Origin of the sequence: Stenotrophomonas acidaminiphila, from assembly GCF_001431595.1 — a bacterium.
GTDB lineage: Bacteria > Pseudomonadota > Gammaproteobacteria > Xanthomonadales > Xanthomonadaceae > Stenotrophomonas > Stenotrophomonas acidaminiphila.
Genome location: NZ_LDJO01000003.1, coordinates 1 through 13,295, shown reverse-complemented (window position 1 = coordinate 13,295; position 13,295 = coordinate 1). Strand labels below are relative to the sequence as shown.

16 protein-coding genes and 1 riboswitch are annotated in these 13,295 nt (G+C 69.4%); of the genes, 10 read left to right on the top strand and 6 right to left on the bottom strand.

Features of this window, described 5'->3' with window-relative positions; genetic code table 11:
* Positions 1–103: 103 nt before the first annotated feature.
* From ABB33_RS00330 to ABB33_RS00320, 3 genes are all read left to right on the top strand, one after another.
* On the top strand, positions 104–661 hold the full coding sequence (locus tag ABB33_RS00330) for a dihydrofolate reductase family protein (RefSeq protein ID WP_056930759.1): 558 nt from the start codon (positions 104–106) through the stop codon (positions 659–661).
* Positions 662–947: 286 nt separating this feature from the next.
* Positions 948–1,259: a hypothetical protein gene (locus tag ABB33_RS00325; RefSeq protein WP_056930758.1), complete on the top strand. Its 312-nt coding sequence runs from the start codon at positions 948–950 to the stop codon at positions 1,257–1,259.
* 72 nt (positions 1,260–1,331) lie between these two features.
* Entirely contained in the window at positions 1,332–1,910 is a 579-nt protein-coding gene (locus ABB33_RS00320; RefSeq protein ID WP_056930757.1) for a hypothetical protein, read from the top strand.
* Between the two features lie 528 nt (positions 1,911–2,438).
* Here ABB33_RS00320 and ABB33_RS00315 read toward each other — a convergent pair.
* Positions 2,439–2,855 carry a hypothetical protein gene (locus tag ABB33_RS00315; protein WP_054667001.1) on the bottom strand — a complete coding sequence of 139 codons (417 nt, stop codon included), beginning with the start codon at positions 2,853–2,855 and terminating at the stop codon, positions 2,439–2,441.
* Between the two features lie 83 nt (positions 2,856–2,938).
* Entirely contained in the window at positions 2,939–4,162 is a 1,224-nt protein-coding gene (locus tag ABB33_RS00310; protein WP_056930756.1) for a multidrug effflux MFS transporter, read from the bottom strand.
* A 280-nt stretch (positions 4,163–4,442) separates the two neighbouring features.
* Positions 4,443–4,551, top strand: a riboswitch (glycine riboswitch).
* A gap of 105 nt (positions 4,552–4,656) precedes the next feature.
* Between ABB33_RS00310 and gcvP the strand changes: the two genes are divergently transcribed.
* From gcvP to ABB33_RS00295, 3 genes are all read left to right on the top strand, one after another.
* Positions 4,657–7,542 carry an aminomethyl-transferring glycine dehydrogenase gene (gene gcvP, locus ABB33_RS00305; protein WP_056930755.1) on the top strand — a complete coding sequence of 962 codons (2,886 nt, stop codon included), beginning with the start codon at positions 4,657–4,659 and terminating at the stop codon, positions 7,540–7,542.
* 183 nt (positions 7,543–7,725) lie between these two features.
* Positions 7,726–7,947, top strand: a complete 222-nt coding sequence (locus ABB33_RS00300) for an AbrB/MazE/SpoVT family DNA-binding domain-containing protein (RefSeq protein WP_054667007.1) — start codon at positions 7,726–7,728, stop codon at positions 7,945–7,947.
* A 9-nt stretch (positions 7,948–7,956) separates the two neighbouring features.
* A complete protein-coding gene (locus tag ABB33_RS00295; protein ID WP_054667008.1) occupies positions 7,957–8,385 on the top strand; it encodes a type II toxin-antitoxin system death-on-curing family toxin in 429 nt (142 codons plus the stop codon).
* A 29-nt stretch (positions 8,386–8,414) separates the two neighbouring features.
* Here the strand turns inward: ABB33_RS00295 and ABB33_RS00290 are convergent, their stop codons facing one another.
* Positions 8,415–9,140 (bottom strand): AraC family transcriptional regulator, encoded by a 726-nt coding sequence (locus tag ABB33_RS00290; RefSeq protein ID WP_056930754.1) that lies wholly within the window; start codon positions 9,138–9,140, stop codon positions 8,415–8,417.
* 158 nt (positions 9,141–9,298) lie between these two features.
* Between ABB33_RS00290 and ABB33_RS00285 the strand changes: the two genes are divergently transcribed.
* Entirely contained in the window at positions 9,299–9,490 is a 192-nt protein-coding gene (locus ABB33_RS00285; RefSeq protein ID WP_056930753.1) for a hypothetical protein, read from the top strand.
* A 65-nt stretch (positions 9,491–9,555) separates the two neighbouring features.
* Here ABB33_RS00285 and ABB33_RS00280 read toward each other — a convergent pair whose 3' ends face one another.
* Positions 9,556–10,347 (bottom strand): hypothetical protein, encoded by a 792-nt coding sequence (locus tag ABB33_RS00280; RefSeq protein ID WP_056930752.1) that lies wholly within the window; start codon positions 10,345–10,347, stop codon positions 9,556–9,558.
* A gap of 165 nt (positions 10,348–10,512) precedes the next feature.
* On the opposite strand from ABB33_RS00280, the gene ABB33_RS00275 reads away from it, so the two are divergent.
* Genes ABB33_RS00275 through ABB33_RS00265 form a run of 3 tightly spaced genes read left to right on the top strand, consistent with a single transcriptional unit; the run spans position 10,513 to position 12,135 of the window.
* Positions 10,513–11,013, top strand: coding sequence for a MarR family winged helix-turn-helix transcriptional regulator (locus ABB33_RS00275; RefSeq protein WP_082594914.1), 501 nt, complete (start codon positions 10,513–10,515; stop codon positions 11,011–11,013).
* Complete coding sequence (locus ABB33_RS00270) at positions 11,010–11,783, top strand: DNA alkylation repair protein (protein ID WP_056930751.1); 774 nt, start codon at positions 11,010–11,012, stop codon at positions 11,781–11,783. The genes ABB33_RS00275 and ABB33_RS00270 overlap by 4 nt, the downstream gene beginning before the upstream one ends.
* A gap of 13 nt (positions 11,784–11,796) precedes the next feature.
* Positions 11,797–12,135 carry a DUF6616 family protein gene (locus ABB33_RS00265; RefSeq protein ID WP_054667017.1) on the top strand — a complete coding sequence of 113 codons (339 nt, stop codon included), beginning with the start codon at positions 11,797–11,799 and terminating at the stop codon, positions 12,133–12,135.
* A gap of 53 nt (positions 12,136–12,188) precedes the next feature.
* Here ABB33_RS00265 and ABB33_RS00260 read toward each other — a convergent pair whose 3' ends face one another.
* Both ABB33_RS00260 and ABB33_RS00255 read right to left on the bottom strand, forming a co-directional pair.
* Positions 12,189–12,815 carry an XAC0095 family protein gene (locus ABB33_RS00260; protein WP_182212786.1) on the bottom strand — a complete coding sequence of 209 codons (627 nt, stop codon included), beginning with the start codon at positions 12,813–12,815 and terminating at the stop codon, positions 12,189–12,191.
* Positions 12,816–12,853: 38 nt separating this feature from the next.
* Positions 12,854–13,295, bottom strand: a 442-nt coding sequence (locus tag ABB33_RS00255; RefSeq protein ID WP_152984898.1) for an IS3 family transposase, incomplete at its 5' end; no start/stop codon positions are given.

Sequence of the window (13,295 nt, the reverse complement as noted above, 5' to 3'; positions counted from 1 at the left end):
TGATCCAGGCACAAGGCGACGCGGGCGCGCGCATCACCGCTCGTGTCCGCCCCCTGGAGCCGGGTGGATAGCAACGCATCGCGCATCTCCAACGGAGGGCACCATGGGACTTCTGACCTTCAGCATCAACGTCACCCTGGACGGCTGCATCGATCACCGCGAGGGCGTCGTCGACGACGAAACCCATGCCTTCTTCACCCGCCTCATGGACGAGAGCGGCGCGATGCTGTGGGGCCGTGTCACCTACGAGATGATGGAAAGCCACTGGCCGGCAGTCGCCCGTGGCGACGTGGAGGCGCCCGCGTCGATGCGCGAATGGGCGGTCAAACTGGACGCCAAGCCGAAGTACGTGGTGTCGACGACGCGTAAGGCGTTTCCCTGGGCGAACAGCCACCTCATCGCCGGCGATCTGCGCGCGGGCGTGCAGCGGCTCAAGGACGCGACGCCGGCTGGGGTACTGCTCGGTAGCGGCAAGCTGGCGACCGAGCTGGACCGGCTGGACCTGATCGACGAATACAGGTTCCTGGTCCACCCCAGGATCGTTGGTCATGGCCCTGCCCTGTACGGCAGCGGGTTGCCCGGCACGCGGCGGCTGGAGCTGGTCGCTGCGCAGCCCATGCGCTGCGGCGCGGTGGCCGTGCACTACCGGCGCGCCCCCTGAGCCGCACAGGGACGCTGCCGGCCGGGCATTTCGAGCCGATCCCGCCTTGCCGCAACGCTCGATCCGGGCGCCTTGCCCGCGATCCGGCCACGCGTCGTCCTGCCACGGGCCTGAGCGCGGGCGGAGTTCGTCCGCGCCTTCCCGGCAGGATTTCATCGACCAGGGCGCAGATGATCTAGACTGCGCGGGGGGCCAGGCGCCCGGGCAAATCGGCGGGGCGAGCCTGGCAGTTCACTTACACCGGCACCGCTTCGCGGCGCGGCCCAGTTCAGACGACAGGCCCTGCATGCTGCATCTGCTGGTATTGATCGCTGTCTTCTCGACGCTGCTGCTCCTGCATGCGTCGTTTCGCCTGTACCGGATCATTGCCGCCGAGAGGCCGGAGTGGATCCCGGTCGGGCAGCCATCGGCACGGTTTTATGCGGGCATCCCGCGCATCCTTCTGGCCAATGTCCAGTTCCAGGTATTGAAGGTCGCCTTCAGCTCCAGGGCCCGCCAGCTCACCACGCACTCTGCCGCACGCCATGCACGCCACATGCGCTCGACCGTGCCCCTCGGCGCAGCGGCGGTCTACATGGCGGTATTCGCCAGTTCGTGACTCGGGCCCGATAATTCACCCCAGCCGCCCAACCCGTGGGCCTGCCCATCCCGGATACCCGAGCCTGCAACCATGCTTCGCCCCCTGCATCCGGCACTGCTCATCGCCTTCAAGGTGCTTCTATCGGCGCTTGTGGCGTGGGCACTGGCATACCCGTTCCTCCAGCCCGAACCCGTCGGCCTGGCGAAAGAGCTTTCCGTGCTTGGCGTATACGGCGCCCTGTTCCTCGGCCTCGTCTTCCTGGCGTTGGTGGCGGCGTACGCGAATGATCTACGCCGGGTGCTGGCGGGTGTTTCCGCCGGCAACAGGACGGCGACGCCCCGCTCTGTCTGGTGGATGCTGGTACTTCCCTACAACTTCATCGAGGACTTCTTCATCATCCACGCCGTCACCACGTCATTGCGGCGCGAAGCGCAATGCCGCGGCGGGCTGGGGCAGATGAAATCGTTTGGTGCCCGCACCGGGTTCGGCTGGTGCGCGGCACAGATCGGCTCCTTGATTCCCAATGACGTCGGCTCCCTGTTCGCCCTGCTGGCGCTGGTCATGTGGGTGATCCACTGGAGACTGATCCGCAAGGCACTGGCAGCGCTGGTTGCGTCCCGGCCCGGTGCGCAACCAGCCGGCGCTGGCGTGCCTTCGGGCCCCGCCTGATTGCGGCCCTGCGGCGTACCGGCGTTCCGGCCTGGCGACCGCAGATGATGGCAGTACGACCAGCTACCGCATCCGGGCGGAACAGGTCCAGGCTCATGTGCGCACGGCACCGGAAGCCCTCGCTTCCGCCATCGCACTTCCTGGCAGCGGTCAGCGGCGTCCTCCGGGCGCAGCCCATTCCCGAAGATGATGGCGGTCTGCGCGCGGGTCCCCTGTTCGAAGAGCCGGCGCGAATGGACGGCATGCTTTTCGATGCATCGTCCGTGTCGTGCGACGCCGACGAGGCCAATGCATGCCCCCCCACGTTCACCGCCCATGTACCACTTCTGTCGGAATTGCGGCATCCAGCCGCTCCAGCACAAATGCCTAACGCCCGTTCCCCAGGCCACAACGCGCTCTGCGTGGGGCACCGCGGATCCCGGCATGCCATCGTGCGGCGCGCGCCGAGGCCCCACCCAATCCATCACACGTATGTAAACAACAAGGGCGCCACGCGGCGCCCTTGTCCGTTCACTACGCATCAGGAACTCAATGCGTGGCCGCGGCGTCCTTCGCGCCGAGGCCAAGTTCCGTGGCCAGGTTGCGCTTCCAGGTATCGAAGTCGATGCCCTGCTCCGCCGCTTCGGCGTGCGCGGCGTCCTTCAGCGCATCGGAGTACATCAGCCGCACCGGGGTGCCGCTGCGCTCGTGCAGCTCGGCGGCCTGCATGATCAGCGCCAGCACGCGGGCGGCGCTGGGGGTCTCGCCGGCGATCTTGCCGTCCATGCCCAGCACCCACTCGCCATCGCGGCGCACGATGCCGGCCAGCAGCGTGCGCTGCTGGTCGCGCAGTTCGGCATGCGGTTCCACCGCGGGCTTCGGCGCCGGGTTGGCCGCGGCCTGGTTGCGCTCGCGCTCAGCCAGCTTCTTCTTCGCCTCGCGGCGGCCCTTGGAGTGGATGGACATGGTTGCAGCTTCCGGTGGCGGCCATGCTGGCCGGTAAGGGGGAGAGTGACGCAGGCGGGGTGATGCGGGAAGGGATGCCTGGCCTAGATGTGCATGTGCGGGCCGGCCAGGTGGCGCTCGCGGCGGTGTTCCCAGTACCAGAACGCGAAGCCCAGCAGCATGAAACCGGCCATGCCCAGCGCCAGGTGCAGCGGCTTGCCGCTGAGCAGCGGCGACACCACGCCGGCCACCACGGTGCTGATCATCAGCTGCACGAAGGCCTGCAGCGACGAGGCCAGGCCGCGCTGCTGCGGGTACATGTCCAGCACCGCCAGCGCCAGCACCGGGAAGATCAGCGCCATGCCCAGCCCGCCGAGGAAGATGGGCAGCACCGCCCACGGCAGCTGCAACTGCGCCACCGAGGCCGCATAGGCGATGTTCAACACCGCCGACAGCGCACAGCAGGCGAAGCCGATGCTGATCTGCCGCACCGGCGGCGTGCGCCCGGCCATGCGCCCGGACAGGAACGCGCCGGTGGTCATGCCGCCGATGGTGGGAATGAACAGCCACGCAAAGCCGCCTTCGCCCAGGCGCAGGTGCTGCATCACGAACACCGGTGCCGAGGAGATGTACAGGAAGATGCCGCCGAAGTTGATGCTGCCGGCCAGGGCCAGGCGCAGGAAACGCGGGTTGAAGCCGATGCGCAGGTAATCGCGCAGCAGGCCACGCGGGGACAGCGCGGTGCGTGCCGCCGGCGGGTGCGTTTCCGGCAGCCAGCGCGCGGTGGTGGCGACCAGCAGCAGCGAGAACACCACCAGGAACCAGAAGATCAGCGGCCAGTCGCCGCCGCCGAGCAGGATCCAGCCGCCGATGATGGGGGCGATGGCCGGGGCGATGCCGAAGATCATCGACACCTGGCTCATCAGCCGCTGCGCGTCGGGGCCGTGGTAGAGGTCGCGGATCACCGCGCGGCCGACGATCATGCCGACGCCGGCGGAAACGCCCTGCAGCGCGCGGAACACCAGCAGCGTGCCCAGGTGGGTGGACAGCGCGCAGCCGACCGAAGCGGCGGCGAACAGCACCAGCCCGCCGAGGATCACCCGCTTGCGCCCCCACGCATCGGACAGCGGGCCGTGCGCCAGGCTCATCAGGCCGTAGAACAGCAGGTAGACGCTGATGGTCTGCTGCACCGCCACCTCGTCCACCGCCAGCTCCCGCGCCAGCAGCGGGAACGCCGGGAAGATGGTGTCGATGGAAAACGGCCCGAACATGGACAACCCGGCGAGCAGCAGGGCCAGGTGGCGGGTGGACGGCGAAGCGGTGGTCATGGCGTATCCGGCGGGGCGTGCGCGGCGACGCACGACGGGCGCCGGCCCTGTGCGGGCGGCGCCTGGGAAAAACGGGAAGCCGTGCATGATAGGCCCGTGGCGGCGGCGGCGCCATGCAGGCGGGCACCCGGGCGGCCCCGGGAGCGCGGCCCGTTCAGCCTGGCGGCCACGCCGGTGGCCCGGGGCAACGGCTATAATCGGCGCGCTACACGGTGGGAGAAGCGGTTCATCGCTGCCGAAGGCGCAAACGCCCGCAATCGCTCAGGCCCGATACCACCTGCGTCAAAACTCTGGAGAGACCGGTTCAATCCGGCGCCGAAGGTGCACGAGGCGCGCGACCCGCAGGTCGTGCCTTCCAAACTCTCAGGCAAAAGGACAGAGGGGCACGAGGCGAGCCACCGGCTTGCCGGCCGTGGTGCCGCGTGCGCGGAACCGCCGCCGGAAGGCATGGGCTCGCCGACCCAGCCCCGCACGCCACCCTCCGGACGTCCGTCATGCCCCAGAACACGCCTTCGCTGCGCGAACTCGAACACGCCTCCGCCTTCGTCGACCGCCATATCGGCCCCAACGATGCCGAAATCGCGCAGATGCTGCGCGTGGTCGGCCATGACTCGCTCGACGCGCTGACCGACGCCATCGTCCCCGCCGCGATCAAGTCGCCCGCCCCGCTGGCCCTGCCCGAGTCGCTGACCGAAGTGCAGGCACTGGCCAGGATCCGCGCCATCGCCAGCAGGAACAAGGTGCTGCGCAGCTTCATCGGCCAGGGCTATTACGGCACCCATACGCCGAACGTGATCCTGCGCAACATCCTCGAGAACCCGGCCTGGTACACCGCCTACACCCCGTACCAGGCGGAAATCTCGCAGGGCCGCATGGAAGCGCTGATCAACTTCCAGCAGATGGTCGCCGACCTGACCGGCATGGAGATCGCCAACGCCTCGCTGCTGGACGAAGCCACCGCCGCGGCCGAAGCCATGACCCTGGCCAAGCGTTCGGCCAAGTCCAAGTCCGACGTGTTCTTCGTGCACGACGCGGTGCACCCGCAGACCCTGGAGCTGCTGCGCACCCGCGCCGAGCCGATGGGCATCACCCTGCGCGTGGGCCCCCCGGCCGAGGCGCTGGACGCCGATTGCTTCGGCGTGCTGCTGCAGTACCCGGACACCTTCGGCCACATCGGCGACCACAAGGCGCTGGTCGAGGCCGTGCATGCCCGCCAGGGCCTGGTGGCGGTGGCCACCGACCTGCTGGCGCTGACCCTCATCACCGCGCCCGGCGAATGGGGCGCGGACATCGTGGTCGGCAACAGCCAGCGCTTCGGCGTGCCGTTCGGCTTCGGTGGCCCGCACGCCGCGTTCATGGCCTGCCGCGACGCCTACAAGCGCTCGATGCCGGGCCGCCTGATCGGCGTGTCGGTCGACGCCGAAGGCAAGCCGGCCTACCGCCTGACCCTGCAGACCCGCGAGCAGCACATCCGCCGCGAGAAGGCCACCTCCAACATCTGCACCGCGCAGGTGCTGCTGGCGGTGATGGCCTCCATGTACGCCGTCTACCACGGCCCGGAAGGCCTGACCCGCATCGCCCGCCGCACCCACCGCCTGGCCGCCATCCTGGCCGCGGCGCTGCGCGGCAACGGCGTGGACGTGGGCGAGCACTTCTTCGACACCCTGCACGTGCGCAACGTCGACGCCGCCGCGCTGCAGGCCAGGGCCGTGGCCGCGGGCATCAACCTGCGCGTGATCGACAGCGAGGCGGTGGGCATCAGCCTGGACGAAACCGCCACCCGCGAGGACATCGTCGCGCTGGGCACGCTGTTCGGCGCCAGCGTCGACGTGGACGCGCTGGACGCGACCACCGCCGACGCGCTGCCGGCCGCCCTGGTGCGCCAGTCCGCGTTCCTGACCCACCCGGTGTTCAACACCCACCACAGCGAGCACGAACTGCTGCGCTACCTGCGCTCGCTGGCCGACAAGGACCTGGCGATGGACCGCACGATGATCCCGCTGGGCTCGTGCACCATGAAGCTCAACGCCACCGCCGAGATGATCCCGGTGACCTGGCCGGAGTTCGCCAACATCCACCCGCTGGCCCCAGCCGACCAGGCCCAGGGCTACAAGGAACTGATCGACGGGCTGGAAGCGATGCTGGTGGAATGCACCGGCTACGACGCGGTGAGCCTGCAGCCGAACTCCGGCGCGCAGGGCGAATATGCCGGCCTGCTGGCGATCCGCGCCTACCACGCCTCGCGCGGCGAGAGCCACCGCGACATCTGCCTGATCCCGGATTCGGCGCACGGCACCAACCCGGCCTCGGCGCAGATGTGCGGCATGAAGGTGGTGGTCACCAAGACCGACGCCAACGGCAACGTCGACGTCGAGGACATCCGCGCCAACGCCGAGAAGTACAGCGACCGCCTGGCCGCGATCATGATGACCTACCCGTCCACGCACGGCGTGTTCGAGGAAGAGGTGGTGGAGATCTGCCAGATCATCCACAAGCACGGCGGCCAGGTGTACACCGACGGCGCCAACATGAACGCCCTGGTCGGCGTGGCCAAGCCCGGCAAGTGGGGCTCGGACGTATCGCACCTGAACCTGCACAAGACCTTCTGCATCCCGCACGGCGGCGGCGGCCCGGGCGTGGGCCCGTGCGCGGTCAAGTCGCACCTGGCGCCGTTCCTGCCGGGCGCGCTGGTCGCCGACGGCCTGCGCACCCAGGGCGTGGGCAACGGTGCCATGGTCTCGGCCGCCACCTTCGGCAGCGCCTCGATCCTGCCCATCAGCTGGATGTACATCGCGCTGATGGGCGCGGCCGGCCTGCGCAAGGCCACCCAGGTCGCGCTGCTCAACGCCAACTACATCGCCACGCGCCTGGCCCCGCACTACAAGACCCTGTACACCGGCCGCAACGGCCTGGTGGCGCACGAGTGCATCCTCGACGTGCGGCCGCTGGAGAAGACCTCCGGCATCGGCGCCGAGGACGTGGCCAAGCGCCTGATCGACTTCGGCTTCCACGCCCCGACCCTGAGCTTCCCGGTGGCCGGCACGCTGATGGTCGAGCCGACCGAGAGCGAGTCGCAGTACGAACTGGACCGCTTCATCGACGCGATGATCCAAATCCGCGCCGAGATCCAGGCGATCGAGGACGGCCGCCTGGACCGCGAGGACAACCCGCTCAAGCACGCCCCGCACACCGCCACCGCGGTGTCGGCCAGCCAGTGGACCCACGCCTACCCGCGCGAGCTGGCGGCGTTCCCGCTGGCCTCGCTCAAGCAGTCCAAGTACTGGCCGCCGGTGGCGCGCGTGGACAACGTCTATGGCGACAAGAACATCATGTGCGCCTGCATCCCGGTGGATGCCTACAAGGAAGACGTCGAAGCCTGACCGGGCAGCGATGCCACGTAAAAGGTAAAAAGCAACGGCCCGCGCAAGCGGGCCGTTCGCTTTGCGTGCGTACTTCTGACGCGAGCATGCGGCGTACGCCTACGGCCGGCGCCTGCTGTGGCCCGCTTGTCCATCCGGCCACCCGGTGATAACGTCTGTTATAACAAACAACGAGCCCCTACCATGAAGCTCAAGATCACCAGCATCGGCAACTCGTCCGGCATCATCCTGCCCAAGGAACTGCTTGCGCGCCTGCGCCTGGAAAAAGGCGACGAGCTGCATGCGCTGGAAACGCCCGACGGCATCCGCCTGACCGTATTCGACCCGGAGCTTGCCGCGCAGATGGAGGTGGCCGAGGCGGTGATGCGCAAGCGCCGCACCCTGCTGCACAAGCTCGCGCAATAGGGAGCGGCCATGATTGTCTGGATCAGCCGCGCGCTCGCCCTGGCCGTCCACGACCGGCAACTGGCCGAGCACGGCGGCGCCAGCGGGGTGCGTGACGACAGCCTGCTCGACTCCGCGCTCGCGCGCCCGCAGCAACTGCACGCCTATGGCGAGCCACCGCCGGACCTGGCCGATCTTGCCGCCAGCCTGGCCTACGGCCTGGCGCGCAACCATCCGTTCGTCGATGGCAACAAGCGGATGGCGGCCGTCGCCTGCGAAGTGTTCATCATGCTCAATGGCGGCGAGCTTGATGCCGAAGACCTCGCGCTCTATCCGCTGTACCTGGGCCTGGCCGAAGGCTCCACCAGCGAAGCCGAGTTCGCCGCCTGGCTGCGCCCGCGCATCCGCATCGATGCCGGCGGCCACGTACAGGAACCGCGCGCGGGCTACCGCCGCTGAGCCGCGCCACGCGGCCCCGCCGCCGCCCTTTACTCCCGGGCGGCGGTCTCCTGCTGCCGCGCCGCGATCATCGCCCGGTACTGGCGCGGGGCCATGCCCACCTCGGCCTTGAACTTGCGGGTGAACGCGCTCTGGTCGGTAAAGCCGCAGGCCTGGCCGATGCTGGCCACGCTGTCCTGCCCGTGCAGCAGGTGCAGGGCGATCTGGATGCGCAGGCGCGTGAGCACCTGCTGCGGCGTCATCTGGAACACCTTGCGAAAACTGCGCTCCAGCTTGCTCAGCGAAAACCCGGTGATGTCCAGCAGGGTCTGCATGCGCACGTTTTCGGCGTAATGGGTGTTGAGGTAATCCAGCGCCAGCCGCAGCGGCTCGTACTGCGATTCCAGCCCGCCGCGCTGGCCCAGGTCGCGCGAGATGCCGACCAGCCCCCCCACCCTGCCGTTCTCCACGATGGGCCGCTTGCAGGTCAGGCACCAGCCCGGCTGGCGGTTGGCGAACAGCTGCAGCTCCATCACGTTCTCGATCACCTCGCCGCCCAGCACGCGCGCATCCTGGGCCACGTAGGCCTCGCTCATGCCCGCCGGGTACAGCTCGTCGGCACGCTTGCCGATGACCTCGCCGCGCGACTTCACCCCCAGCCGCTGCATCATCGTCTTGTTGACGTGCGTGTAGCGGCCCTGCGCGTCCTTGGCGAAGAACAGCACGCTGGGAATGGCGTCGAACAGGGCTTCGATCTCGGCGGGGTCGATACGCATCAAGCGGGGGTCCGGCAGCGGTGCAGTAACCGCATTCTAGCCAAGCCCTCCGCCGCCGCCGGGCACGGGCCGGCATAACGCACCGGCAACGGTCGCTTCACCTTCTACCCGCATCGCCCGGCCTATACCTGCAGGCCCACACCCACGAGAGTACCGCCATGACCCAGGGCGACAAATCCAGCTACACCGACAAGCAGAAGCGCCAGGCCGCGCACATCGAAAAGAGCGAAAAAGCCCGCGGTGCCAGCCCCCGAACCGCCGAGCGCATCGCCTGGGCCACGGTCAACAAGCACGATGGCGGTGGCAAGAAATCCGGCAGCGGGCGCAAACCGCACGCCACCCGCCACTGAGCGCGCCAGCGCGGCGCAAGCACCCACCCGGCAGGCACGCAACGGCCGGCGCGTGCCGGCCCGGCTCAGCGCGCGGCGGGCGTCGCCGCCGGTGCCGCAGGCGGTGCCGCCACCGCGGCGCCGCGCACTCTTCTGGGTACGGCCTGCACCTGGCGCACCGAGGTGATGGGCACGGCCTCGGCGCGCTGCTGCGCCGGCCACCACAGGTAGACAAAGGCGCTGCTGGTACCCAGCAAGCGCGCCTGGCCGGGCTGCGGCGCCGCATCGCCCAGCATGTGCACGCGCACCGGCGTGCCGCGGCCCTTCTCGCGCACCAGTTCGCCCTTGGTCTGCATGTACACCGCCGAGCCCAACAGCATGAACAACGCCACCACCAGGCTCACCCCGGTGATGGGGTGGATGCCAATGCCGTCCCAGGTCATGATCCGCGCCTTCGGAAACGCCATGCGCGCCCACCAGCGTCGCCGGCGCAGGTCGGCCACGTAGTCCGGGTAACGGCGGCGCAGCGCCTCCGGCCAGCTCACCAGTACCGCCAGCAGCACGCCGATGGCGAAGATCAGCACACTGCCCGGGTCGCGCAGGCCCGCCACCAGGTAATCGCTGGCCTGCAGGTAATCGGCAATGCTGATGCCGAAGCCGTGGTAGAACCACGCGCTCGACCACAGCCCCAGGAAACCCACCAGCACGTACGCCGCTGAAAACATCAGCGCCGGCTCGCGGCACCCGCGCCGCCACAGGTTCAGCACCCACGATTCATCGCCCGTGCCCACGTCGGGAATCGGCGACCAGTTCATCGGCGTGGCGGGCGGCGCGCCAGCCGGCGCCGCCTGTTTGTCGTCCTGCCCTGCGTGCGTCATGCACTCCCCCTTTTGCTGCCGCAGCATCGCCTATTTGCCCCACCCGAGGGAAGCGACGGGCCAGCACCCGCTGGCGTGGCACACCCGCCCCTGGCGAAACCGCACTGGCGCGCCCCTATCCATGCGGATATAGTTAGCCGCCTTACAATAAGCCGCGCTACTTTTATGCTCGAACAGAAATACCTTGCCCTGCTGCAGGAAGCGCAGCGCCGGCAGCTGCCCGACGTGGAAGGCATCCAGCTGTGCTTCCGCACCCTGTCGCTGGCCACCGCGATCGACCGCGACTGCGCCGCGCTGCTGGCGCCGCACGGCCTGTCCGAAGGCCGCTTCGTGCTGCTGTTCCTGCTCGATGCCGCACCGGACGGCCTGGCGCCCAATGCGCTGGCCGAACAGGCCGGCATCACCCGCGCCACCGTTACCGGCCTGCTCGACGGGCTGGAGCGCGAAGGCCTGGCCGAGCGCCAGGCCGACGCCAGCGACCGCCGCGCCCTGCGGGTCACGCTCACCCGCAAGGGCAGGCGCGTGGCCAGAACCGTGTTCGAGCAGCACGGCCGCTGGATCGCCAGCCTGTTCGGCGGGCTGTCGGCGAGCGAGCGCACGCAACTGGGCGCGCTGCTCGGCAAGGTCGCCACACACCTCAGCGGTGGCGACGGCGCCGCCGCATGACCACTGCCGCACGCAAAGGTGCCAGCCGCGCCGCCGACATTCCCGCACCGGTGCTGCAGGCACTGTCCCGCGGCGAACTGCCCAGCGCCACCCTCGCCGAAGCGCTCGCGCTGGACCAGGCCACCCTGCTGCGCACCGTGTTCCCCGGCCTGCCCCCGGCGGCGCTGGCGGCCGCGGACACGGCCTGCACCCTGGGCATCCTCAAGCGCATGGACGCCATTGCCGGCGTGCTGCTCGCCCACCACGGCGCCGCTGCCATCGCCACCTGCCGCCTGCACGCCGCCGATACCGTGCGTGGCTGGGCCTGTTTCATGATCGGCCGCCAGCCCGGGCTGGACCTGCCCACGCGGCTGCAGGCCATCCGCCCGCTGGCCGACGACCCCCACTTCGGCGTGCGCGAATGGGCATGGATGGCCGTGCGCCCGCACCTGGCCGCGGACCTGGATACGGCCATCGCACACCTGGCGGCGTGGACCGACAGCCCGTCCGACCGCCTGCGCCGCTTCGCCTGCGAAGCCCTGCGCCCGCGCGGCGTGTGGTGCGCGCATATCGCCGCGCTCAAGCGCGAACCGGCGCGCATGCTGCCCATCCTCGCCCCGCTGCGCGCCGACCCCTCCACCTACGTGCAGGACTCGGTGGGCAACTGGCTCAACGACGCCGCCAAAGACCAGCCGGACTGGGTGCGCCAACACTGCGCCCAGTGGCAACGCGACACCCCCGGCGCCGCCACCGCCCGCATCTGCCAACGCGCCCTGCGCAACCTCGCCTGAAAGGAGCCCCCGCATGCCCCACTACCTCGTGGAACTGTATACGCCCAACGCCGCCTGGACCGCCCTACCCGCCGCACAGCGCCAGCAGTTCCTGGACGCCATCGGCGCCGCCATGGGCGGCCTGTCCAGCCACGGCATCGACGTGCTGGCGCTGGGCCCCACCGACCCCGGCATCGACAATGCCAGCGCGCACCGCTTCCTTGGCATCTGGCGTTTCCCCGACACGCAGGCGCGCGATGCCCTGCTCGCCGGCATCCACGCCAGCGGCTGGTACACCTACTTCGACCACATCAACGCCGCCAGCGACGAAGGCGGCTTCGCAACGCACCTGCAGCAACTGGCCGCGGCCTGAGCACACGCCGGCGCAGGGCCATTGGCCGTGCGTCCCGCGCGTGCTGCGCTCCCTCAGTGCAGGGAATCGCCGTATGCCAGCTCCGCCTCCACCCGCACCGGGTCCCGCGACACCCTTGCCGGCAACGCACGCGGCACCGCATACACCGCCCGCGCCTCCTCCACCCGCAAGCGCGCATCCGCGCCGGCTGCCAGCCGCTGCGTTTCCACCGCATCCAGCACCCCGCGTACGGCGGCCGCCGCATCGAACACCGCACTGCCCATCGCCGGCAACGTACCGCCCGCCCACCCGGCCGCATCGCCCGTGGCCACCACGTCGCCATGCACGGCCAGCGTGCGCACCAACCCTTCCAGCGTGTCCATCTGCGCCAGCGTGACGCCGAAGGTGTAGCCCTGCGCCTCGCCCGCCGGGTAGTGCGCGGGCGCGCCCGCCTGCGCCGCGTGCCGTGCGGGCCATGACACCTCGTCCAGCACCAGGTCCACCTGGTCGCCCAGCAACTCCAGGCAGAACGCCACCTCGGCCAGGCGCACCTCGCGCGCCGGCTCGCCCGCCGCATCCGCCAGCGGCTGCATCAACCGCAGCAGGAACTTGACGTGGTCGCTCAGCCGCACCAGCCGCTGCTGGCTGTCTTCGGGCAGGTAGTAGCCCGGCCGCTCATCGTCCAACGTGTGCTTCGCCATCGTCGCCGCCTCTGGACCGGCCAGAGTTCCGTAGACACTCAGTCGCCGCTCTGCGCGTAGCGCCTCTCAAACTCTACCGGTGACAGTCCGCCAGCGGAACCATGTCGGCGGATGGGGTTGTAGAACATCTCGATGTAGTCGAACACGTCCGATGCAGCAGTGGCCCGTGTCGGATAGATCCTTCGCTTGGTCCGCTCCTTCTTCAATACGCTGAAGAAGCTCTCGGCCACTGCGTTGTCATGGCAGTTCCCGCGACGACTCATGCTCGGCACCATCCGGTGTGCCTTCAGGAACGACTGCCAATCGCTGCTTGTGAACTGGCAGCCCTGGTCGAAGTGGACCATCACCCCAGGCCCAGGCTTGCGGCGCCCCGCCGATGCCACCAACGCCCGCAACACCATGTCACTGTTCATCGCCGGCGCCGTGGCCCAGCCGACGATCTGGCGCGAGTACAAATCCCAACCCGCTGCCAGGCACAGA

Bases quoted from the DNA above. Each gene is read 5' to 3' on its own strand.
- ABB33_RS00330 (WP_056930759.1), top strand. From the start codon at position 104: ATGGGACTTCTGACCTTCAGCATCAACGTCACCCTGGACGGCTGCATC.
- ABB33_RS00325 (WP_056930758.1), top strand. From the start codon at position 948: ATGCTGCATCTGCTGGTATTGATCGCTGTCTTCTCGACGCTGCTGCTC.
- ABB33_RS00320 (WP_056930757.1), top strand. From the start codon at position 1,332: ATGCTTCGCCCCCTGCATCCGGCACTGCTCATCGCCTTCAAGGTGCTT.
- ABB33_RS00315 (WP_054667001.1), bottom strand. From the start codon at position 2,855: ATGTCCATCCACTCCAAGGGCCGCCGCGAGGCGAAGAAGAAGCTGGCT.
- ABB33_RS00310 (WP_056930756.1), bottom strand. From the start codon at position 4,162: ATGACCACCGCTTCGCCGTCCACCCGCCACCTGGCCCTGCTGCTCGCC.
- gcvP (WP_056930755.1), top strand. From the start codon at position 4,657: ATGCCCCAGAACACGCCTTCGCTGCGCGAACTCGAACACGCCTCCGCC.
- ABB33_RS00300 (WP_054667007.1), top strand. From the start codon at position 7,726: ATGAAGCTCAAGATCACCAGCATCGGCAACTCGTCCGGCATCATCCTG.
- ABB33_RS00295 (WP_054667008.1), top strand. From the start codon at position 7,957: ATGATTGTCTGGATCAGCCGCGCGCTCGCCCTGGCCGTCCACGACCGG.
- ABB33_RS00290 (WP_056930754.1), bottom strand. From the start codon at position 9,140: ATGCGTATCGACCCCGCCGAGATCGAAGCCCTGTTCGACGCCATTCCC.
- ABB33_RS00285 (WP_056930753.1), top strand. From the start codon at position 9,299: ATGACCCAGGGCGACAAATCCAGCTACACCGACAAGCAGAAGCGCCAG.
- ABB33_RS00280 (WP_056930752.1), bottom strand. From the start codon at position 10,347: ATGACGCACGCAGGGCAGGACGACAAACAGGCGGCGCCGGCTGGCGCG.
- ABB33_RS00275 (WP_082594914.1), top strand. From the start codon at position 10,513: ATGCTCGAACAGAAATACCTTGCCCTGCTGCAGGAAGCGCAGCGCCGG.
- ABB33_RS00270 (WP_056930751.1), top strand. From the start codon at position 11,010: ATGACCACTGCCGCACGCAAAGGTGCCAGCCGCGCCGCCGACATTCCC.
- ABB33_RS00265 (WP_054667017.1), top strand. From the start codon at position 11,797: ATGCCCCACTACCTCGTGGAACTGTATACGCCCAACGCCGCCTGGACC.
- ABB33_RS00260 (WP_182212786.1), bottom strand. From the start codon at position 12,815: ATGGCGAAGCACACGTTGGACGATGAGCGGCCGGGCTACTACCTGCCC.